Origin of the sequence: Sphingomonas sp. Leaf38, assembly GCF_001421825.1 — a bacterium.
Lineage (GTDB): Bacteria > Pseudomonadota > Alphaproteobacteria > Sphingomonadales > Sphingomonadaceae > Sphingomonas.
The window spans coordinates 299,828-322,088 of record NZ_LMLD01000009.1; the positions used below are offsets into that span (position 1 = coordinate 299,828).

The window sequence follows — 22,261 nt, forward strand, 5'->3', positions numbered from 1 at the left end:
TCGCCGCGACGATCTCGAAGTCGTTATAGGCGGTATGCGTGAACGCGCCGCGGCCGTTGCAGTCGCCGAGCGCCCAGACACCCGGCACGTCGGTCTGGAGCAGGTCGTCGACGAGGACGTACCCCTTTGCGTCGGTGGTGATGCCCGCGAGGTCGAGTCCGAGATCGTCGGTGTTCGGCCGCCGTCCGACCGCGAGCAGCACATGGCTTCCGACCACGACCGGATCGCCTGCCGCGCAATCGACCGATACCGCGACGCCGGCTTCGTGCGCGGCGAAAGCGATGCAGTTCGCCCCCGTCCGCACCACGACTCCTTCGTCCTCCAGGATCTTGCGCACCGCGTCGGACACGTCGGCGTCCTCGAGTGCGATCAGCCGCTCACCGCGCTCGACCACGGTGACGGCGGCGCCGAACCGGCGATACATCTGCGCGAATTCGAGCCCGACATAGCTCCCCCCGACGACGACGAGATGCTCGGGCACCGTATCCATCGCGACCATGTCGGTATTGTCGAGATGCGGTACGTCGCCGACGCCGGTCATGTCGGGGATGCTCGCGCGCCCACCGACGTTGAGGAAGATGCGCGGCGCGGTCAGAATCTCATCATCGACCGCGATCGTCCCGGGACCGGTAAACCGCGCGTGGCCACGCAGAAGAGTGAGCCCCGCCATCCCCTCCAGCCAGGTTTCGTTGCCAGTCCGCGCGTCCGTGACCACCTTGCGCGCACGCGCGGCGACGGCGGGCATGTCGACGACGACATCGCCGGTCCGTATGCCGAACTCAGTCGCACGCCGCGCGAGATGCGCCGCATAGGCGCTGGCGACGAGCGTCTTGGTCGGCATGCACCCGGTATTGACGCAGGTCCCCCCGATCAGCTTGCGCTCGATCAGCGCCACGCTCATGCCGGCGGCCGTCAGCCGCCCGGCCAGCGGTGGTCCCGCCTGCCCTGCCCCGACGATGATCGCATCAAACCGCCGCATCACAGCAGGGCCACGACCAGCGTGGCGAGCGCGATCGCCGACAGGTCCTCAATCACCGCGGCGGGTCGATCGCGACCGAACGTCGCCGCGAGCCTCGTCCGCAATCTTGCTCCCCCCAAAGTTCCGAGCACCGCTCCGATCCCACCGAGTGCCAACCCGACCAGCGGCGAACCCAGCGGATAGCGGACCGCGGCGCCGGAAATGCCGCCGGTCACGATCCGGACCCCGAACTGCGGTGGCACCAGGCGGCTCGGTGTCGATGGCAATTGGTCGGTGACGAGTTCGCCCGCCGCGAGCGCCGACAAGATCCAAGGTGTGAACCGCCACCCAAGAACAGCCAGCCACGTCCCCTGCAACGGCACGATGCCAATCGCGGCGGCCCAGGCGATCGCGGCAGGCGCCATCATCGCCCGCATCCCTGCGACGATGCCGATGACGAGCGCGAGAACAAGCATGGCCGTCTCCTGCATTCAGTGTCTGAAGGACGCTTTCACGCGCGCGCTACCCGGTCAATCCGCGATCGCGCCCACCTGACGGGGCCGGTCGACCATCAGAGGAGCCCGCCGCCGGGTTGCCGCCAGCGCAGCTACGGACAAGTCGTTGCGCGCGTGGCACATCTCGCACGCCCGCAAGCTCGTGAATCAGGGTTCGAAATCGTCGCAGTCCACTTCCGGCGCGTCACACGATCACCCAGGAGATCGATCCATTGCGGATCCGTAACGGTATCCGAAGAAGTTTGATGGTCGCTCCACGTCGGCGATTCGGTCCAGTTTACGCATCGAGCGCCAGCAACGCGAACGTCGCCAGCCAATGTTCGCCCATATAGTCGTCGGCGAGATGCGGCAGCGCTTCCGCCAGATGCGCATCGGCGATTGCGTGCGCCCGCGCCGGATCCGGCAGCGCTTCGGCGATCGACCGCCAACCCCACGCGCGAGACAGGTTTACCCCATCGAGATGCGCGAGCCGCCCGTCCGAACGATCGCTGACGATCGCCGGTGCATGCAGACACGCGGTCGCCGGCCCGAAAGGCTCGGGCAGGAACGCGCTCAGCCACCCGTCGAACGAAGCCCCCAGCACGTCGCGCATCAATACCGCCTCGCACAGGGTCGCCGACAGGAAATCCTCGCCGCTCGGCTCCCATGGCCGGCAATCGCGATCCGCCCCGAACCAGGCGCGCGCGCGCGCCTCGATCAGCATCGCCAGCGCGGTGTCGTGCGTGCGCGCCCAGCGCAGCGCATGAACCAGCGCGAACGCGGTACAGTCATGCTTGCCGCTCCGGACCGGATAGACGAGCTTCGGCAGATAGTCGGCGAACCGCGCCGCGAACGCGCGCGCGAGCGGCTCGATCGCCGCCGCCCAGCCGCGATCGGGTCGCAACGCCAGCTCGTCGTGCAGCGCCAGCAGCCAGCCCCACCCATAAGGGCGCTCGAAGCTCCCCGTCGTCGGCCGTGCCAGATAGGCGAGCTCGCCTGCCGCGCGGTCCGCCACCAGCATCCGGTCCGCCAACGCCTCGACCGCGGCCACCTCGGGCATCGCGGGGTACAGCCGGGCCAGCCGCATCACCTGCCACCAGCCATGCACGCAGCTATGCCAGTCATAGCTGCCATGAAAGATCGGATGCAGCGTCCTGGGCAGCGCAAGATCATCCGGCCCGCCCAACGTCTGGTCGAGCTTGTACGGCCACTCGCGCGTGAGATGCCCCAGCGTCAGCGCGGCGAACCGCCCCGCGGTCGCCTGATCCAGTGCGTGCGTCATTCGACTCCCCCAAACCCGCCGCCGCCGGGTGTCTCGATCACGAACACGTCGCCCGCGTGCATGTCGACGCGCGCGGTCGAGCCGAGCCGTTCGACGCTGCCATCGGCCCGCTCGACGCTCGCCGAGCCCAGCCCGCCGCGCTCGCCGCCGGCCATGCCGAACGGCGCGATGCGGCGGCGGTTGGCGAGGATACAGGCCGTCATGTCACCAAGGAAGCGGACGCGTCGCGTACCGCCGTCGCCGCCATGGTGCGCGCCTGCTCCACCCGAGCCGCTGCGGATCGAGAATTCCTCGAGCAGCACGGGGAAGCGCGTCTCGAAGATTTCGGGGTCGGTCAGCCGGCTGTTGGTCATGTGCGTCTGGATCACCGCCGCGCCGTCGAAGCCGGGGCCTGCGCCCGCGCCGCCGGCGATCGTCTCGTAATATTGGTGCACGGCGTTGCCGAAGGTGAAGTTGTTCATCGTCCCCTGGCTCGCCGCCATCGCGCCGAGCGCGCCGAACAGCGCGTCGCTGACGACCTGGCTCGTCTCGACATTCCCGGCGACGACCGCGGCCGGGTAGCGTGGGTTGAGCATCGAGCCCTCGGGCACGCGGATCGTGACGCCGCGCAGGCAGCCGTCGTTGAGCGGCACGGCCTCGTCGATCAGCGCGCGGACGACGTAGAGCACCGCGGCGCGGACGATCGAGACGGGCGCATTGAAGTTGGTCGGGCGCTGCTCGCTGGTGCCGGCGAAGTCGACCTCCATCGTCGCGGCGGCGCGATCAACGCGGACCGCAACGCGGACGACCGCGCCGTCGTCCATCTCGTACGCGAACGCGCCGTCGTCGAGCGTTGCGATCAGGCGGCGGACGGCGGCGTCGGCATTGGCCTGGACATGCTCCATATACGCCGCGACGACGTCGGCGCCGTATTCGTCGGCCAGCCGTGCGAGCCCGGTCGCGCCGCGGGTGCAGGCGGCGAGCTGCGCGGACAGGTCGGCGATGTTCTGGTCGATGTTGCGGGCGGGATACGCGCCCGACGCGAACACGGCGCGCAGTTCGCTTTCGAGGAAGCGCCCTTCGTCGACCACCAGCACGTCGTCGAGCAGAACGCCTTCTTCCTCGACCGAGCGGCTTTCGGGCGGCATCGATCCGGGGGTGATCCCGCCGACGTCGGCGTGATGGCCGCGCGCGGCGATGAAGAACGCGGGCACGTCGCCGTCCTCCGCGAACACCGGCATGATGACGGTGATGTCGGGCAGATGCGTGCCGCCGCGATAGGGCGCGTTGAGCGCATAGGCGTCGCCGCGACGGATCCCGCGACCGTCTGCGCCGCCGCCGCGCGCGTCGATGATCGTGCGGATACTTTCGCCCATCGAGCCCAGATGGACCGGGATATGCGGCGCGTTGGCGACGAGGTTGCCCTGCGCGTCGAACAGCGCGCAGCTGAAGTCGAGCCGTTCGCGGATGTTGACCGAGGCGGCGGAGCGCTGGAGGGCCGCACCCATTTCCTCGGCGATGCTCATGAACAAGCCGGCGAAGATCGCGAGCCGGACGGGATCGGACTCGGTGCCGATGCTCGCACCAACGCGCGGTGCGATACGGTCGAGGATGAGGTTGCCGATCGGATCGACGCGCGCGCGCCAGCCGGGCTCGACGATCGTGGTCGAGACGCTGTCGAGGATCAGCGCGGGGCCGTCGACGCCGTACCCGACGGGGAGGCCTTCGCGCGCGAGGACCGGCGTGTTGTGCCACGCGCCTGCCATGTAGACGGGCGGGGTCGCGAGGGGGGCCGCGGGTGCGTCCGGGAATGTGACCAGCGCGGCGTCGATAGGCGGGCTATCGGCGATCGCTTCCGCGACGATCCGGTCGGCGATCAGCGGCGCGTCGCTGGCGAACCCGAACTGCGCGACGTGCGCGGCATCGAACGCGGCGATCATCGCGGCGGGGTCGTCGAGATCGAGCTCGATCGTGTGATCGGTCTGGCCTCGCCGCAGATGCACGCGGCGCTCGATCCGCACCGTGTCCGCCGCAACGCCCTGCGCCACGAGGGCATCGCGTGCCGCCTCCGCCAAGCCATCGAGCGCCTGTGTGATCGCGGCATAGTCCGCAAACGCCGCGCCCGAGGTCGCCTCGCGCAGGACGCGGCGATCGGCGAGCCCCATGCCATAGGCCGACAGCACGCCGGCGAGCGGGTGGATCATCACCCGGTCCATCGCCAGCGCATCGGCGACCAGGCATGCATGCTGCCCCCCCGCCCCGCCGAAGCACGCCAGCGTGTAGCGCGTCACGTCATGCCCACGCGCGACAGAGATCGTGCGGATCGCATTCACCATGTTCGCGACCGCGACCGCGACGAACCCTTCCGCCGCCGCCTGCGGATCAAGCGGCAATTCCGCAAACCGCGCGGCGACCGCCTCGGCATCGAGCGGCGCATCGCCAGTCGGTCCGAACAGCGCGGGGAAGAATTCGGGGCGCACTTTCCCCAGCATCACGTTGCAGTCGGTCACCGTCAGCGGCCCGCCGCGGCGATAGCAGGCGGGCCCCGGCACCGCGCCCGCGCTCTCCGGGCCGACGATCAGCCTTTCCCCGTCATACCGGCAGATCGATCCGCCGCCTGCCGCCACCGTGTGGATCCGCAGCATCGGCGCGCGGATGCGGGCGCCCGCGATCAGCGTTTCAGTGTCGCGTTCATAGGTGCCGGCATAATGCGACACGTCGGTCGAGGTGCCGCCCATATCGAAGCCGATTACGTGCGCGAACCCGGCCTCGAGTGCGGTCGCAGCCATGCCGACGATGCCGCCCGCTGGCCCCGACAGGATCGCGTCCTTGCCGCGAAAGCCTGCGCCGTCGACCAGCCCGCCCGACGACTGCATGAACAGCGCCCCCTGTCCCAGCGCGTCGCTCAACCCCGCGACATAGCGATCGACGACCGGCGACAGATATGCGTCGACGACGGTAGTATCGCCGCGCCCGATCAGCTTGATCAGCGGCGTGACCCGGTGGCTGACCGAAATCTGCGTGAAGCCGATGTCGGCGGCGATCTCCGCCAGCGCCTCCTCGTGCGCAGTGAAGCGATAGCCGTGCATTAGGACAATCGCGACGGCGCGAAGCCCTCTATCGAATGCCCCCTGTAACCCTGCCCGGGCCGAGTCGACGTCGAGCGGACGGAGCAAATCGCCCGCCGCCCCGACCCGCTCGTCGATCTCGACGACCTGCGCGAACAGCGCCGGCGGGCGATTCACGTCGCGCGCGAAGATATCGGACCGTTCCTGGTGGCCGATCAGCAGCGCATCGCCGAACCCGCGCGTGATCGCGAGGGCGGTCGGCTCGCCCTTGCGCTCGAGCAGCGCGTTGGTCGCGACCGTCGTCCCGATCCGCAGTTCGAGGGGCACGTCCGCCCCGTCAGTCAGCCGCCGAATCGCCTCGACGGCCGCGTCACTATAGCGTTCGGGATCCTCCGACAGCAGCTTGGCCGTGACGATCCGCCCGTCCGGTTGCCGCGCCACGACGTCGGTGAACGTACCGCCGCGATCGATCCAGAACTGCCATGCGGTCATCGGTCAATCAGCCCAGAAAAGCGGTCATCCGTGCGGCGGCATCGGTCCACGCCACCTGGCGCTCGTCGAGCCACGCATCGTCGTAATAGGTACAGCCATAGCGCTCGCCGCCGTCGCACAGCAACGTGACGATGCTGCCGGTCTCGCCCGCCGCGGCCATTTCCGCGATCAGTTGCGCACACGCCCACAGGTTGGTGCCGGTAGACCCGCCGACGCGCCGCCCGAGCCGGTCCGACAGCGCGCGCATCGCGCCGATGCTGTCGGCATCCTCGACCGCGATCATCCGGTCGATCACCGACGGTACGAAGCTCGGCTCGACGCGCGGCCGCCCGATCCCCTCGATCCGCGACGCGCACCCCTCGGGCAAAGCGGTGACCGAACGATCCGCGAAATGGCGGTGGAACACCGAATGCACCGGGTCCGCGACGCACAACCGCGTGTCGTGCCGGCAATAGCGGATGAAGCGCCCGATCGTGGCCGACGTGCCCCCGGTCCCCGCGCCGCACACGATCCAGGACGGGCACGGATGCTCCTCCTCGCCCATCTGCGCGAAGATGCTCTCGGCGATGTTGTTGTTGCCCCGCCAGTCGGTTGCGCGCTCGGCATAGGTGAACTGGTCGAGATAATGCCCGCCGGTCTCCGCGGCGAGGCGGTGCGAGACCGCGTAGACGGTGCGCGGATCGTCGACCATGTGGATCTCGCCACCGTGGAAGCGGATCGTGTCGAGCTTCGGCGCTGCGGTCGTCGCGGGCACCACGGCGATGAAGCGCAGGCCCAGCATCTTGGCGAAATACGCATCCGACACCGCGGTCGACCCGGACGAGGATTCGATCACCGTCGTCTCAGGGCCGATCCATTCGTTGCACAGCGCGTACAGGAACAGCGAGCGCGCGAGCCGGTGCTTGAGGCTGCCGGTCGGGTGCGAACTCTCGTCCTTCAGGTACAGCACGATGCCGGGATAACGCGGCAGGTCGACGCGGATCAGATGCGTGTCGGCGGACCGGTTATAGTCCGCCTCGATCCGCCGCACCGCGTCCGACAACCAGCGCCGGTCGACGCGCTTCGGCATTACTGGAGCCCGTGCCGGATCAGCATCGCGGTCGGCTCGGGATCGCGCCCGCGGAAGGCGCGGAAGCTGTCCGCCGCGGGCCGCGTTGCGCCGCGCGCGAGCACTTCCGAACGGAACCGGTCGCCGGTCGCGCGGTCGACGAGCCCCGCCTCGGCAAACGCCTCGAACCCATCGGCCGCGAGCAGTTCGGCGTAGAGATAGCTGTAATAGCCCGAGGCATAGCCGCCGGCGAAGATATGGCTGAACGCGTGCGGGAAGCGGTGCCAGGCGGGCGGGCGGATCACCGCGACCTCGTCGCGCACCGCCTCGATCACCTCGATCGGATCGCTGCCCATCGTGCCGAGATGCAGCAACAGGTCGAACAGCGCGAATTCGACCTGGCGCAGGATGAACATCCCCGCCTGGAAATGCCGCGCCTTCACCATCCGCTCGAACAGGTCGGCGGGGAGCGTCTCACCCGTCTTGTAGTGCCCGGACATGCCGGTCAGCACGCCCTTGTCCCAGGCGAAATCCTCCATCAGCTGGCTCGGCAGCTCGATCGCATCCCATTCGAACCCGTTGGTGCCCGCGATGCTCGGCCGGTTCACCTTGGTGAACAGCAGGTGGATGCAGTGGCCGGTCTCGTGGAGCAGCGTCGTGACGTCGTTATGGCTCAGCAGCGACGGCGTCTCGCCGCCATCGGGTGCGAAGTTGCAGACGAGATACGCGACCGGCACCGCGATCGTGTTGCCGTCGTGCAACCGCGGCCGCGCCTGCGCCATCCACGCGCCGCCGCGCTTGCCCGTGCGCGCGTGGAGATCGAGATACAGCCCGGCGAACACCGCCCCGCTCTCGTCCACCACGTCGAAGAAGCGTGCGTCGTCGTGGTAGAGCGACACGTCGTCGCGCTCGACGAGCGTGATGCCGAACAGCCGCTGCATCAGCGTCTGCCAGCCCTCCATCACGCGTTCGACGGGGAAATACGCCTTCACCACCTGCGCATCGACCGCATAGCGATCCTGCCGCAACCGGTTCGAGACGAACCCCGCATCCCACGGCTCGAAATCGGCGATCCCGAGCTGCTCGGCCGCGAACGTCTTCAATTCGGCGAGATCGCGCTCTGCCGCGGGCTTGGCGCGCCGCGCGAGGTCGCGCAGGAACGCGATCACCTCGGCGCCGTTGGGGGCCATCTTGGTCTCGAGCGACCACGCGACCGGGTCCGCGAACCCGAGCAGCTTGGCGCCCTCATGCCGCAGTTCGAGAATGCGTGCGATCCGGGCGCTGTTGTCGAACTCGCCCGCGTTCGGCCCCTGGTCCGACGCGCGCGTCGCGAACGCGCGGTACATCCGCGCGCGCAGGTCGCGGTTCTCGGCAAAGGTCAGCACCGCGTTGACGCTGGGCTGCTGCAGCGTGACGAGCCAGCCGGCCTCCCCCTTCGCCTTGGCGGCATCCGCGAACATCGCCTTGTCCGCGTCCGAGATCCCGGCAAGATCCGCCTCGTCCGTCACCAGTTCGGACCAAGCATCGGTCGCATCCAGCACCGCGCTGCCGAACTCGTTCGACAACCCCGACAGCTCGACCGAAATCTCGCTGAACCGATCACGTGCCTCGGGTTCCAGCGCGACGCCCGACAGCGTGAAATCGCGGATCGCATGCTCCACCGCGACCCGGTCGGCGTCGGGCAAGTCCGCGAACGCGGGCGAGACGCTGAGCGCGACGAACACCTCGTACAGATCGCGGTTCTGCCCGACCTTCATGTCGTTCTCGACGAGCCGCTTCTGCCCTTCCGAATAGGCCGCGCGCAGTTCGGGCGTGTCCGCCACGCCGTGCAGATGCGACACCGCCGACCAGATCGCGCCGATCTCGGTATTGGCGCGTTCATAGGGCAGCCATGCGCCCGCGAAATCGGTCGGCCGCGCGGTCGTCAGCGCCTCTACCATCGCCTCGTGCCGCGCGATCGCCTCGTCGAGCGCGGGGGCGATCTGGTCGGGGGCGAGCGCGGCGAAGCGGGGCAGCGACAGCGTATCGAGAAGCGGGTTCGTCGGGGCAGTCATCGGATATCCTTCAGCATTCGACGACGTTGACGGCCAGGCCCCCAAGCGACGTCTCCTTATATTGCGAGCGCATGTCCTCACCGGTCTGGCGCATCGTCTCGATCACCGCATCGAGGCTGACGATATGGCGACCGTCCCCCCGCAGCGCCAGATACGCCGCGTTGATCGCCTTGATCGCCCCCATCGTGTTGCGCTCGATGCACGGGATCTGGACCAGCCCGCCGATCGGATCGCAGGTGAGGCCGAGATTATGCTCCATGCCGATCTCGGCGGCGTTCTCGATCTGCGCATTGGTGCCGCCGAGCGCGGCGACCAGCGCCCCCGCCGCCATCGAGCACGCCACGCCGACCTCGCCCTGGCAGCCCATCTCGGCGGCCGAGATCGACGCGCGCTTCTTGTAGAGAAAGCCGATCGCCGCGGCGGTCAGCAGGAAGTCGTGCGCGCCCTTCGGCGTCGGGTCCTTGGTGAACGTCTCGTAGAAGCGCAGCACCGCCGGCAGCACGCCCGCCGCGCCATTGGTCGGCGCGGTCACGACGCGGCCGCCTGCGGCATTCTCCTCGTTCACCGCCAGCGCGTACAGGCTCACCCATTCGAACACCGCGGACGGATCGGCCGCAGTATCGCGCGCCTGCAACCCCTCGAACAACGCCTTCGCCCGCCGTGGCACCTTGAGGCCGCCCGGGAGGATACCCCCCTGCCGACAGCCGCGATCGATCGACGCGAACATCGCGGCGCGCACCGCGTCGAGGAACGCATCGGTCTCGCTGTCGGGCCGCCACGCGATCTCGTTCTCGCGGACGATCTCGGCGATCGTCATGCCTGTCGCCTCGCCGGTCGCGAGCAGTTCCGCCCCCGACGAGAACGGCCGCGGCAACAGGATGTTCGCCTTGACCGGCCCCGACCCCGCCTCGACGATCGCACCGCCACCGATCGAGAAATAGGTTCGCTCGACGCTGCGTCCGTCGACGAACGTCGCGGTGAAGGTCACCGCGTTCGGATGCCCTGGCAAGAAGGTCTGCGCGTGGAACAGCAGATGCTGGCTTTCCTCAAAGCCGATCTCGACCCGCTCGGCGAGCATCAGCCGCCCGCTCGACCGGATCGCGGCCAAGCGCACCGGGATCAGGTCGGGATCGATCGTCTCGGGCTGCGCACCGCTGAGCCCCAGCATCACCGCGCTGTCGGTCGCATGCCCCCGCCCGGTCAGCGCCAGCGACCCGTACAGATCGACTCGCACCGCGACGGGCGTCTCGTCCGCGACCAGATCCGCGAACAGCCACGCCGCGCGCATCGGCCCGACCGTGTGCGAACTCGACGGCCCGATCCCGATCGTGAACAGATCGAGGATAGAGATAGCCTGGTGGCAATCCGGGCGTGCGCGGGTCTGCTCGTCTTGGCGATCGCGAATGAGTGGCTCCATCCACCGGCCCCTATCGCCTCGACCGAACGGAGGAAAGCGCGGACGTCGACCGCACCGGCCTGCAGCCCTGTCCGGCACCGTATCGCGCGGGTTTGCGCACGCGTTTCGCCGACAGCACCGATCCGATTGCACCCCCCGCACCCTTCGCCTATAGGCGCGGGCTATTCCGGCCTCGGCTTCGCGACGCATGTCACGTAGGCTGGGGCCGCTCGATTTTCACCGCTCGATTTCCAGGGGACCGCGCATGGCTCGCCGCCGCCAGATCTACGAAGGCAAGGCCAAGATCCTCTACGAGGGTCCGGAGCCCGGCACGCTGATCCAGTATTTCAAGGATGACGCGACCGCGTTCAATGCCCAGAAGAAGGGCACGATCAACGGCAAGGGCGTGCTCAACAACCGGATTTCCGAGCACATCTTCACGCTGCTCGATCATATCGGCGTGCCGACGCACTTCATCCGCCGGCTCAACATGCGCGAGCAGCTGATCCGCCAGGTCGAGATCGTCCCGATCGAAGTCGTCGTGCGCAACGTCGCCGCCGGCTCGATCTCGACGCGGCTCGGGATCGAGGAGGGCACCAAGCTGCCCCGCACGATCATCGAATATTACTATAAGGACGATGCGCTCGGCGATCCGATGATCTCCGACGAACACATCGCCGCGTTCGGCTGGGCGAGCCAGGAGGAGATGCACGACATCGCCGACCTCGCGATCCGCGTGAACGATTTCCTGTGCGGGCTGTTCGCCGGCGTCGGCATCCGCCTCGTCGACTTCAAGCTCGAATTCGGTCGCATCTTCGACAACGACTTTGGCCGCATCATCCTCGCGGACGAGATCAGCCCCGACGGCTGCCGTCTGTGGGACATGGAAACCAACGAGAAGATGGACAAGGACCGCTTCCGTCGCGATCTCGGCGGCGAAGTCGAGGCCTATCAGGAGGTTGCACGCCGTCTTGGCCTGCTGCCCGAAGGTGGCGACAATTCGGTCCTCGACCTCGAAAAGCATCGCAAGAACCGGGGCAAGTAAATGAAACTGAAGGTTTTCGTGACACTCAAGCCCGGCGTGCTCGATCCGCAGGGCCGCGCCATCCATCATGCACTCGGCAGCCTCGGCTTCGACGGCGTGCAGGACGTCCGCCAGGGCAAGCTGATCGAACTCGAGGTCGCCGACGATACCGACGACGCGACGATCGACGGCATGTGCCGCAAGCTCCTCGCCAACACGGTGATCGAGAACTACCGGGTCGAAAAGGCATGAAGGTGGTATTGTCATGAAGACTGCGGTCATCGTGTTCCCCGGCTCCAACTGCGACCGCGACATCGCCGTCGCGCTGGAGGCGGTGACCGGCGTCAAGCCGCGCATGGTCTGGCATGGCGATGCGGATCTGCCCGCGGATGTCGGGCTGGTCGCGGTGCCCGGTGGCTTCTCCTACGGCGATTACCTGCGCTCGGGCGCGATCGCCGCACGCTCGCCGATCATGCGCGCGGTCGTCGAGCAGGCGGGCAAGGGCCTGCCCGTGCTCGGCATCTGCAATGGCTTCCAGGTGTTGACCGAGGCGGGACTGCTCCCCGGCGCGCTGATGCGCAACGAGGGGCTCAACTTCGTCTGCCGCGACGTCGCGCTGACCGTCGAGACCGCACAGTCGACCTTCACCTCGGGTTACAAGGCCGGCGAGCGCGTGTCCTTCCCGGTCGCGCATCACGACGGCAATTATTTCGCCGACACCGAGACGCTCGACCGCCTCGAAGGCGAAGGCCGCGTCGCGTTCCGTTATGCGGAGAGCGTCAACGGCTCGGCACGCAACATCGCGGGCCTGCTCAACAACAAGGGCAACGTACTCGGCATGATGCCGCACCCCGAACGCCGCATCGAAGCTGCGCACGGCGGCACCGATGGTCGGCGCCTGTTCGAAGGCCTGATGGAAGCGGTCAGCGCCTAAATCGTAACCGTTTTCCCGCGAAAGCGGGGGCCCAGGATACCACCCCCAGCGCCCGGAACCCTGGACTCCCGCGTTCGCGGGAGAACGGACTGCGCGAGGCTCAAACCCGCGTTCGGAACGGCGAAAAGTCCGTCCCCTCGTCATACACGTCGACGCCCTCGGCGCGCTTGAGCCACCCCACGACCAGATAGGTCAGCGGCGTCAGCAGCACCTCCCACGACACCTTCAGCAGGAACTGGCTGACCATCACCATCAGCATCGCCTCGACCGGCCAGTCGGGCGCGCCGTAAAAGGCGAGCGGATAGAAGATCAGGCTGTCGAACGCCTGCCCCACCACGGTGCTGCCGATCGTGCGCGTCCACAGCATGCGGCCCCTGGTCCAGATCTTCATCCGCGCCAGCACGAAGCTGTTGGCGAACTCCCCCACCCAGAACGCGCAGATCGACGCGAGCACGATCCGCGGCACCTGCCCGAACACGGACTCGTATGCCGCCTGCCCGGTCCAGCCCTGGTCGGGCGGCAACGCGACGACGACCGCGGACATGAACACCATGAACAGCATCGCGCCGAACCCCGCCCAGATGCAGCGCCGCGCGCGCGCATAGCCATACACCTCGGTCAGGATGTCGCCGATCACATAGCTGACGGGGAAGAACAGGATCCCCGCGCCGAACGGCCATGCACCGATGAACGGCAGGTCGATCACCGCGCGCTTGCCCGCGCCGATCACGTTCGACAGCAACAGGATCGTGACGAACGCCGCCATCACGAAGTCGAAATAGCGAAACTGCTCTCCGCGCACCGCACTCGCGGTGACCGGTTCGAGGCCCTGCCACTGATCCGTTCCGAATTTCATCCGCGCGTTATGATCGAGGTTCCAAGCCCGCACAATCCGCGCTAGTCCTCGCCGCAGCGCGCGCCCGTAGCTCAGCTGGATAGAGCAAGGAGCTTCTACCTCCTCGGTCGGGGGTTCGAACCCCTCCGGGCGCGCCAACCGCCTTTCGCAGGCGAGACACCGCCTGCGCGCACTGTCCAAAACACCCTATGTCCTAGTCCTTCCCGATCATGCGCATCGCGTCCGATGACGTATAGATGCGCGAAAATCGAGATGGGTGCGAACCGTGACGCAAGACGAAACCAACTACACGCAGGCTACTGGCGAGGCGGACAGGCCCTATTTCATCAGCCGCGCGCAGTGGCATGAAAATCGTGCGCAGCACGCGACCGACGATAGCATGCGATCGCTCCATCTGCGTTTCGCCAAGCTGTATCACGCGCGCGCGCTGGCCTGAACTGGTACATTCCGCTCAGGAAATTCGTTAGAAATACCAGGAACCTAGTAGCTAAAGCGGGGTTTATCCGTCCACACCGGCCGTATCGCAACGCCGGTCCTGGCAAGGTTGACGAAGCTTTATCAGCAGTCCGTCATCGGCCCGCGGCGCATCGGTTGCGGCGGGACCGATGGTGTGTGTCGATACGAGCTCAAACAGAGGTAATGACCGTGAACAAGGACGAATTCCAAGGCGGCGCACGCTACGTTGGCGGCAAGGTCGAAAAGGGTGTGGGCGATGTCGTCGGCAGCCGCGATTGGCAGGTCGACGGCGTCGTCGATCAGGTCGCGGGCGGCGCGCAGAATCTGTACGGTCGTGCCAAGTCGGCGGTCGGTGACATCGTCGACGGCGCCCCCGAGCTTGCAGACAAGCTGAGCCATGAGGCACGGGACGTGGCGGATCGCGCTTCCGAGGCCGCACGCCGCGGGGCCCGGACCGCGCAGGATTCGGCAAAGGACACGCCAGTCCTCTGGGCGCTTGGCGCAGCAGCGGTCGGTTACGGCCTTGCGTGGTTCGTCCACGGTTCGCGCGACTGAGGCGTTGGCGACCCGGACCGCCTTGAAGTCGCTGCGCGACTCTGCCGATCTGATGCATCTGCGTCAGATCATTGCAGGGCTCGATGAGGGCGTCATCCTGATCGATCCCGATCAGAGCATCCTGTGGGCGAACACCGCCGCCCTGGAGATGCACGGCGTCGAATCGATGGCCGATCTTGGGGAAACCGTCGATGCGTACCGCGCGCGGTTCCAGCTACGCTACCGCAACAACCATCACCTCGACACCGCCGATTATCCGATCGAGCGGGTTGTCTCGGGAGAGGCTTTTTCGGAAGTCGTCGTCGAGGTGGCGGTTGCGGGCGAGGCTGAACCGCGTTGGGTTCATCAGGTTCGCAGTCTGGTCCTGACCGACGACAATGACGAGCCCGAATGTCTGGTGATGATCATCCAGGATGTCTCGGCACGGTTCGAAGCCGAAGATCGTTTCGAGCAATCGTTCAATGCCAACCCCGCACCCGCCGTAATCTGCCGGCTATGCGATCTTCGGTTCGTGAAGGTGAACCAGGGGTTCGTCGACATGACCGGTCACGCGCGCGACGTGGTTCTTGCGCGGACGGTCTATGACATCGACGTGCTCGAACGCGCGGAGCGACGCGATCTGGCGAAGGAGCGCCTCGCAGAAGGGCGTACGATTCCCCAGATGGAGGCGGAGCTGGCGCTGCCGGACGGGACCTCGAAGCTGGTCATCGTCGCCGGTCAGCCCATCGATATGGGCAACCAGCCCTGCATGCTGTTCACCTTCGCCGATCTCGAGCCGCGCCGAAAAGCCGAGACCGCGTTACGCCAAAGCGAAGAACGCTTCATGCGGACCTTTTCGCTGGCTCCGGTCGCGCTGGCGATCGGCACGCTCGACGGCCATCGCCTGTGCGACGTCAATGCGGCGTTTGCCGAGCTGACCGGCTATGCCGCATCGGACATCACCGACAGGCCGCTCGGCGAGGTCGAGCTGTGGGAAACCGCGGCGCAGCGCCATGAACTCGAGGACGAGATCGCTACGGGTCGCCCGATCCGCGACCGCGAGGTGCGGATCAAGCTGAAGGACGGCACGGTCATCGACGGCATCGTCTCGACCGAGCCGATCATGCTTGAGAACGAGAAATGCGTGCTTTGGGCGATGCGCGATATCACCACGCGGAAAACGTCCGAACGCGAGCTCGTCAACGCGATCGAGGCGGTGATGCAGGATACCAGCTGGCTCAGCCGCTCGATCATGGAGAAGCTTGCACGTATTCGCGCGCCACAGGTCGAGACGACGGGGGTCGGCCTAAGTGAGCTGACGCAGCGGGAGCGCGAGGTTCTGGCGCTGATCTGTCGCGGGTTGGACGACAAGTCGATCGCACGGACCCTGGATGTCTCGGCCAACACGGTCCGAAATCATGTTGCGCGGATTTATTCCAAGATCGGCGTGAACCGCCGCAACGCCGCCGCCGCCTGGGCTCGCGCACGCGGGTTCGATGGGGATTCGGTCGTCATTTCCAGTATGAAGGAGGCTGCGGCGTGACCGGCGACACCGACAAAAGCCGCGTCCGTCAAGCCAGGGGCTCGGTGCAGGAGGCGATCGGCAAACTGATCGGCGACGCCCATGTCGAGCAGTGCGGCGCTGATGAAAGCGAGGCCGGTGCGCGCGAAGCCGACGCGGCGGATACAAAGGCGAAACCCCCGCGCAGCACATCATCCGCTCAGTCGAGACCCGGTTCCGGTCCGAGGTTAGGCGGCGCGCGCGGCGGTCGAAAGAACCGTGAACGCTGACGCCGATTGAGAGATTTCCGTTCAACAGGAGTGTTTATGATCAACAATACCAATAGCGGCTACGTGCCGGCGGACGACGTTCGCTATCCGAAGACCGTCACGCGCGTATCGTGGGGCGCGATCTTCGCAGGCGTCGTCATCGCGATCGCCGTGCAACTCGTGCTCGGCATCCTCGGCACCGGCATCGGCCTCAGCATGGTCGATCCGGTCGAGGGCACGACGCCGGGGGCGGCCGGGTTCGGTATTGGCGCGGGCATCTACTGGCTGATTACCACGGTTATCGCGCTCGGCGCGGGCGGCTACGCCGCAGCGCGTGTCGCCGGTGTCCATGATCGGTTCGATGGCCTGGTCCATGGCTTGGTCGTCTGGGGCGTGACGCTGATCCTGACGCTGTACCTGCTCACCTCGGCAGTCGGCGGTATCGTCGGTGGCGCCTTCCGCACTGTCGGTTCGGTCGCATCGGCAGCCGGTACCGGCATCGGTGCAGCCGCTCCCAAGGTCGCGGACGTAGCCGGTGTCGACGTCAGCGACGTGCGCAACGAAGCCGCGCAGTATTTCTCGACGGCGCCGTCTGATCCCGCGCAGATGACGTCGGAGCAGGCGCAGAAGGAAATCGCCCAGGAACTGCCAGCGCTCGCCGCCGGTGGACAGGACGGTGCACGTGCCGAGAACCGGATCGTCGACATCATCGCCGCCCAGCGCAAGATCAGCCGTCCTGAAGCCCAGGCCCAGGTGAGCCGCGCCAAGGCGCAGTTCATCCAGAGCAAGAACAAGGCGATCGAAACCGCCAAGTCGGCAACCGACACGGCCGCCGGTGCCGCTGCAGGGACGTCCTTCACGGTCGTGATTGCACTCCTGATCGGTGCAGCCGCTGCCGCATTCGGCGCAACCGCGGCAACCCGTCGCCGCGTGTGAGCTCGCTCGGACGCGGCTGAACATCAGCCGCGTCCGACATGAGAAAGGGCGCTGCCGGGTGGACCCGGCAGCGCCCTTTTTTTTGTGCGGTTCAGCAAACCGCCAGCATGGTCGATCGGTCGAACGCCGAGCCCCGCTGCCAATCGGCGGACGCTGTCCAGTCCTCCCCCGCGACGGGGGGGCGGACATTTGCCGGACGGAAGCCGCGGAATGGACACTTGCCTGGTCCGCGTGCTTCGCTTTCGTCAGCTTCGGCGACACCTCCCGATGCCGAGAGAGGATCGTCAGATCGCGACCGTCATCGCGATCACGGCTTTACAGCGCCAGGTCGGGGCTCCGGTCCACCTTCACGCGCGTCGCTGCCGGCTTCGGTTGGGTCGTGACGAAGACCGCGGGCGACGCCACCGTCAGTTGCAGCGTCTCGGCGGTTGACGCCCAAGTCTGCGCGATCGCCTCGGGGTTGTCGTTCAGCGTGGTACCATAGCTCGGCACGATCTCGCGAATCTTGCCCTGCCATGCCGCCGTCGCGAGATGGTTCGGAAACACCTTCTTCAACAGGTCGAGCATGATCGACGGCGCGGTCGACGCACCCGGCGACGCGCCCAGCAGTGCCGCGATCGAGCCGTCCTTAGATGCGACGATCTCGGTCCCCAGCTTCAGCACACCACCCTTCTCGGGATCGCGCTTGATGATCTGGACACGCTGGCCTGCCTGCCACAAGCGCCAGTCGCCGTCCTTCGCGCCGGGGAAATATTCGCGCAGCGCGGTCATCCGGTCGGCATCCGACATGATGAGCTGACCTGCGAGATACTCGACCAGATCGAAATCATCCCAGCCGACTGCGATCATCGGCCGGAAATTGTCGAGCGTCACTGACGCCGGCAGATCGAAGTACGACCCTTCCTTGAGGAATTTGGTCGAGAAGGTCGCGAACGGGCCGAACAGCAGCGCCTGCTTGCCGTCGAGGTAGCGCGTGTCGAGATGGGGCACCGACATTGGCGGCGAACCGACGGCAGCCTTGCCGTAGACCTTGGCGAGGTGCGCCTGCGCGACTGCGGGCTTCTCGGAGACCAGGAACGAGCCGCCGACCGGGAAACCGGCATAATCGTCGGCCTCGGGGATCCCCGACTTCTGCAGGATCGGCAACGCGCCGCCACCCGCGCCCGCAAACACGAAGCGCGCGTTGATGATCTGCTTCTCGTCGCTCTTCATGTCGCGGGCGGTCACCCGCCAGCGTTTGTCGGCACTGCGTTCGAGCGACCGCACCTCGTGCCCGGTCGTCAGCGTGAAGCCGGGCTGCGCGGTCATCGTCGTGATATACTGGCGCGTCACTTCGCCCCAGTTGCAATCGGTGCCGAGCGGCGAGCGCGTCGCGGCGAGCTTCATCGCCGGGTCGCGGCCCTGCATCATCAGCGGCACCCACTGTGCGATCTGCTTGGGATCGGTCGAGAATTCCATCCCCGAGAACAGCGGACTCGCCTGCAGCGCGGCATGACGCTTGCGCAGGAACTCGACGTTGGCGTCGCCCCACACCAAGTTCATGTGCGGCGTCGAGTTGATGAACGAGCGCGGATTGGCGAGCATACCGGCGTTGACCTGATGGCTCAGGAACTGGCGCGTCACCTGGAACTGCTCGTTAATCTCGATCGCCTTCTTGATCTCGACCAGACCGTCCGCCGCGTTGACCGGCGTGTAGTTCAGCTCGCATAGCGCCGAATGGCCGGTGCCGGCGTTGTTCCAGCCGTTCGAGCTCTCCTCGGCGACCTTGTCGAGGCGTTCCACCAGTTCGATCGTCCAGGTCGGTTCGAGCTGGTGAAGCAGCACCGCGAGCGTCGCGCTCATGATGCCGCCGCCCACGAGCAGCACGTCGACGTTGCGCTCGGCGGGGGCGGCATCGGCTTGCGCCATCGGCAGCATCGAGGCGCCGCCGACGACGCCCGCGCCGATCGCGGAGCCGAGCACGCCACGCCGGGTCACGCCCGTGCGTGTTTCGGAAAGGATATTGTCGTTCGAATCGCGGGGCACCGTCATACCTTCTCGTTGCGGTCTGGCGTCGCGCGCGTCCGACCATCGCAGATGGTTGGAGGGCGACGATCCATCACCGGATTATCGTTGCGAGTGCGCGCTGCATTCGGACCGACGCGGCGCGCCCACGACCGAGCGCAACCGCTGCTCAAAGTCCTCGCCTAATCCGTTGGGATTTTTGGGACGTCGCCATGCCATTGATAAACTGCGACTGTCCAACCTCTACATGACAGTCTTGCCAAGCTAACGCAAGGTTACGCCGGGCTCGCGCTCCAGTCGAAGCGCTGGTGCCGGATTTCGTTGCCACTAAAATGCTGCCGCAAAAAGCCGGAAGGCGCAATGTTTTTGTGGCCGATCCGCGAGGAGTATGATTTTATTAGTCGGACATGAAACGTCTCGCGGGAGTGCAGGACATGAACTGGGCTGCAATAGTCGCATCGACACTTGCCATGACGGTTGCCGGGCGTAGCGCGCCTACGCAGACCGCGGCGATGAGCGATCCCTATGCCGCGGATCGCGTTGGAATCGTCGCCGATCCCTGCCCGATCCACCCCAAGCCGGCGACCGGATTGGCCTGGGAAACATGGCGGCTGCACATGCTCACGCGGGATTTCGGCCAGCTTTGTCGGTACGCCGCGCAGAATGCCGAACTGGCCGCGACAGGCGCGCGTGTGCGCGTCGTGTTCATGGGCGATTCGATCACCGACAACTGGATCGATGCGGACGCCGCGCTGTTCACCAACGGGCTCGTCGATCGCGGGATCGGCGGACAGACCACGCCGCAGATGCTGGTCCGCTTCCGCGCCGACGTGCTCGCACTGCACCCGCAGGCGGTGCACATCATGGCCGGAACCAACGACATCGCCGGCAATACCGGCGCCGCGACGATGGCAACCGTGCAGGGCAACATCGCGACGATGACCGATCTCGCCCGCGCGCACGGCATCAAGGTGATCCTCGCCTCGATTCCGCCCGCCGCCGCGTTCCCGTGGAGCCCAAAGATGAAGCCGGCGCCGCAGATCATCGCGCTCAACGCGTGGCTGCGTGGCTATGCCGCGAGGAACGGCTTCACCTATGTCGACTATCACGCCACGCTCGCCGGCCCGGATGGCGGGATGAAGCCGGGCTATGCCAGTGACGGCGTCCACCCGACGCCGCAGGGCTATGCGGCGATGAAACCGCTCGCGCTGGCCGCGATCACGAACACTCTAGGCCGGTAAGGACAGATCATGGATTTCAACAGACGGTCGGTTTTGGCCGGCATGGCGGCGCTCGGCACGGCCCGCGGAGCGGTGGCGCAAAGCCCAATGGGGCTTAGCGCAGGCCCGGTGCAGCCGACCTGGCCATCGCTGGTCGCGAACTACCGCTATCCCGACTGGTTTCGCGACGCGAAGCTCGGGCTGTGGTCGCATTGGGGGCCGCAGGCGGTGCCCGAGCAGGGCGACTGGTACGGCCGGCTGATGTATATCCAGGGCCATTCGGTCTATGATCATCACGTCAAGACCTACGGCCACCCGACCAAGACCGGGATGATCGACATCCAGAACCGCTGGACCGCGGACCGCTGGGATCCCGACGCGCTGATCGCCCGCTACAAGAAGGCTGGCGCCAAATACTTCGTGTCGCTCGCCTGCCATCACGACAATCTGGACTGCTACGACAGCCGCTACCACGCATGGAACTCGCTGCGCGTCGGCCCGAAGCGCGACGTCGTCGGCACATGGGCGAAGGCGGCGCGGAAGGCCGGGCTCAAGTTCGGCGTCTCGAACCATGCCGCGCATGCCTGGCACTGGTTTCAGACCGCCTATGGCTATGACGCCGAGGGTCCGCTGAAGGGGATCCGCTACGACGCGGCAACGCTGCGCAAGGCGGACGGCAAGGGCAAATGGTGGGATGGCCTCGATCCACAGGAGCTCTATACCGGCGCGCACATCGTCGCGCCGGAGGGTATCGAGACGATGGCCGCGCTGCACAAGTGGCACGACGTCCATGACGGCGAATGGGTCGAGAACGGCCCGCCCAACGATCCGGCCTATGTCACGAAATGGCTGTTGCGCCAGACCGACCTGATCGACAAGTACAAGCCCGACCTGCTGTATTTCGACGATACCGAGCTGCCGTTCGGTCCGGTCGGGCTGGAGGCCGCGGCGGATTACTATAATCGCTCGATCGCGTGGCACGGCAAGATCGACGTCGTCCTGAACGCGAAGAAGATCGAGCCGGGGCATCGCCTCGGGCTGGTCGAGGACGTCGAGCGCGGTTTCACCGACCATCTCTGGGCCGAACCATGGCAGACCGACACGTGCCTCGGCGACTGGTTCTACAACATCGCCCGCCTCCGCGACAAAAGCTACAAGAGCGCGCCCGAGGTGATCCAGCGGTTGGCAGACGTGGTGTCGAAGAACGGCAACCTGCTGCTGTCGGTACCGCAACCGGGCGACGGCTCGATCGACAGCGAGGTCGAGCATATCCTCGACGGGATGACCGACTGGGTCGCGATCAACGGCGAGGCAATCTTCGGTTCGCGCCCATGGCGACGCTATGGCGAGGGGCCGACGATCGTGCCGACGGGGATGATGAACGAAGCGATGAAGCCGTTCACCGCGCGGGATGTTCGGTTCACGACGAACCGGGGGGCACTGTATGCGCTGTTCCTGGGCTGGCCCGAGGCGGCGGCAACGATCGGATCGCTGGCGCGGACGGTCAATGGCGGCGTGGTCGAGCGCGTGACGCTGCTGGGTGGCGGGATGATCGATCACCGGCAGGATGCGAAGGGACTGCACGTGACGATGCCCGCGAACACGCACGGCAGGTTCGTGCCTGTACTGAAGCTCGAAGGGCGTGGGTTGGTATAAGTTTGTCTTGGGACACGAGCCGGCGCTAGCAGCAATCCACCGTACGCTTGCCCGGCACCGCTCCCACCATCAGCCAAAGCGCATTGCGAGCGCGTATCCC

Annotated in this window: 19 protein-coding genes and 1 tRNA gene; 11 read left to right on the forward strand and 9 right to left on the reverse strand. The window is 66.7% G+C overall.

Translation table 11 applies throughout. The features are described from left to right. The 7 genes from ASE88_RS03700 to ASE88_RS03730 form a co-directional block, all read right to left on the reverse strand. A partial coding sequence (locus ASE88_RS03700; protein WP_414893346.1) for a mercuric reductase occupies window positions 1-979 on the reverse strand: 979 nt, incomplete at its 3' end. After that, window positions 979-1,434, reverse strand: coding sequence for a hypothetical protein (locus ASE88_RS03705; protein WP_056476358.1), 456 nt, complete (start codon window positions 1,432-1,434; stop codon window positions 979-981). The genes ASE88_RS03705 and ASE88_RS03700, both read right to left, overlap by 1 nt. 316 nt (window positions 1,435-1,750) lie before the next feature. Further along, window positions 1,751-2,734, reverse strand: a complete 984-nt coding sequence (locus ASE88_RS03710; protein ID WP_056475536.1) for a DUF2891 domain-containing protein — start codon at window positions 2,732-2,734, stop codon at window positions 1,751-1,753. Continuing rightward, window positions 2,731-6,273 carry a hydantoinase B/oxoprolinase family protein gene (locus ASE88_RS03715; protein ID WP_056475539.1) on the reverse strand — a complete coding sequence of 1,181 codons (3,543 nt, stop codon included), beginning with the start codon at window positions 6,271-6,273 and terminating at the stop codon, window positions 2,731-2,733. Before ASE88_RS03715 ends, ASE88_RS03710 begins: the two co-directional genes overlap by 4 nt. A 7-nt stretch (window positions 6,274-6,280) precedes the next feature. After that, window positions 6,281-7,342 (reverse strand): PLP-dependent cysteine synthase family protein, encoded by a 1,062-nt coding sequence (locus ASE88_RS03720; protein WP_056475541.1) that lies wholly within the window; start codon window positions 7,340-7,342, stop codon window positions 6,281-6,283. Further along, window positions 7,342-9,375 (reverse strand): M3 family metallopeptidase, encoded by a 2,034-nt coding sequence (locus tag ASE88_RS03725; protein WP_056475544.1) that lies wholly within the window; start codon window positions 9,373-9,375, stop codon window positions 7,342-7,344. The genes ASE88_RS03720 and ASE88_RS03725 overlap by 1 nt, the downstream gene beginning before the upstream one ends. Window positions 9,376-9,385: 10 nt before the next feature. After that, the gene (locus tag ASE88_RS03730; protein WP_056475546.1) at window positions 9,386-10,792 is read right to left on the reverse strand and encodes an L-serine ammonia-lyase; all 1,407 of its coding nucleotides are present in this window, start codon (window positions 10,790-10,792) and stop codon (window positions 9,386-9,388) included. A 244-nt stretch (window positions 10,793-11,036) separates the two neighbouring features. Here ASE88_RS03730 and purC point away from each other — a divergent pair, with 244 nt between their 5' ends. From purC to purQ, 3 genes are read left to right on the forward strand one after another with little or no spacing between them, the layout of a single operon-like run. Continuing rightward, window positions 11,037-11,816, forward strand: coding sequence for a phosphoribosylaminoimidazolesuccinocarboxamide synthase (gene purC, locus ASE88_RS03735; protein ID WP_055876188.1), 780 nt, complete (start codon window positions 11,037-11,039; stop codon window positions 11,814-11,816). Next, window positions 11,817-12,047 carry a phosphoribosylformylglycinamidine synthase subunit PurS gene (gene purS / locus ASE88_RS03740; RefSeq protein WP_031439802.1) on the forward strand — a complete coding sequence of 77 codons (231 nt, stop codon included), beginning with the start codon at window positions 11,817-11,819 and terminating at the stop codon, window positions 12,045-12,047. A 13-nt stretch (window positions 12,048-12,060) separates the two neighbouring features. Continuing rightward, on the forward strand, window positions 12,061-12,729 hold the full coding sequence (gene purQ / locus ASE88_RS03745; protein ID WP_056475547.1) for a phosphoribosylformylglycinamidine synthase subunit PurQ: 669 nt from the start codon (window positions 12,061-12,063) through the stop codon (window positions 12,727-12,729). Window positions 12,730-12,829: 100 nt separating this feature from the next. Here purQ and ASE88_RS03750 read toward each other — a convergent pair whose 3' ends face one another. Further along, complete coding sequence (locus ASE88_RS03750; RefSeq protein ID WP_056475551.1) at window positions 12,830-13,585, reverse strand: queuosine precursor transporter; 756 nt, start codon at window positions 13,583-13,585, stop codon at window positions 12,830-12,832. Window positions 13,586-13,645: 60 nt separating this feature from the next. Here ASE88_RS03750 and ASE88_RS03755 point away from each other — a divergent pair. The 6 genes from ASE88_RS03755 (at window position 13,646) to ASE88_RS03770 (ending at window position 17,281) form a co-directional block, all read left to right on the forward strand. Further along, window positions 13,646-13,722 (forward strand) — tRNA-Arg (locus ASE88_RS03755). A 128-nt stretch (window positions 13,723-13,850) separates the two neighbouring features. Next, window positions 13,851-14,021 carry a hypothetical protein gene (locus tag ASE88_RS18695; RefSeq protein WP_156356892.1) on the forward strand — a complete coding sequence of 57 codons (171 nt, stop codon included), beginning with the start codon at window positions 13,851-13,853 and terminating at the stop codon, window positions 14,019-14,021. 203 nt (window positions 14,022-14,224) lie between these two features. Next, complete coding sequence (locus tag ASE88_RS03760) at window positions 14,225-14,596, forward strand: CsbD family protein (protein WP_235527804.1); 372 nt, start codon at window positions 14,225-14,227, stop codon at window positions 14,594-14,596. Window positions 14,597-14,618: 22 nt separating this feature from the next. After that, on the forward strand, window positions 14,619-16,118 hold the full coding sequence (locus ASE88_RS03765) for a PAS domain S-box protein (RefSeq protein WP_414893349.1): 1,500 nt from the start codon (window positions 14,619-14,621) through the stop codon (window positions 16,116-16,118). Then, entirely contained in the window at window positions 16,115-16,366 is a 252-nt protein-coding gene (locus ASE88_RS18700) for a hypothetical protein (protein WP_156356893.1), read from the forward strand. Before ASE88_RS03765 ends, ASE88_RS18700 begins: the two co-directional genes overlap by 4 nt. A 36-nt stretch (window positions 16,367-16,402) precedes the next feature. After that, complete coding sequence (locus tag ASE88_RS03770) at window positions 16,403-17,281, forward strand: hypothetical protein (protein ID WP_056475554.1); 879 nt, start codon at window positions 16,403-16,405, stop codon at window positions 17,279-17,281. A 315-nt stretch (window positions 17,282-17,596) separates the two neighbouring features. Here the strand turns inward: ASE88_RS03770 and mqo are convergent, their stop codons facing one another. Next, window positions 17,597-19,312 carry a malate dehydrogenase (quinone) gene (gene mqo, locus ASE88_RS03775; RefSeq protein ID WP_056475556.1) on the reverse strand — a complete coding sequence of 572 codons (1,716 nt, stop codon included), beginning with the start codon at window positions 19,310-19,312 and terminating at the stop codon, window positions 17,597-17,599. A 443-nt stretch (window positions 19,313-19,755) separates the two neighbouring features. Here mqo and ASE88_RS03780 point away from each other — a divergent pair, with 443 nt between their 5' ends. Then, on the forward strand, window positions 19,756-20,526 hold the full coding sequence (locus ASE88_RS03780) for an SGNH/GDSL hydrolase family protein (RefSeq protein ID WP_200910163.1): 771 nt from the start codon (window positions 19,756-19,758) through the stop codon (window positions 20,524-20,526). Window positions 20,527-20,535: 9 nt separating this feature from the next. Then, on the forward strand, window positions 20,536-22,161 hold the full coding sequence (locus ASE88_RS03785; protein WP_056475559.1) for an alpha-L-fucosidase: 1,626 nt from the start codon (window positions 20,536-20,538) through the stop codon (window positions 22,159-22,161). The last annotated feature ends 100 nt before the right edge of the window (window positions 22,162-22,261 follow it).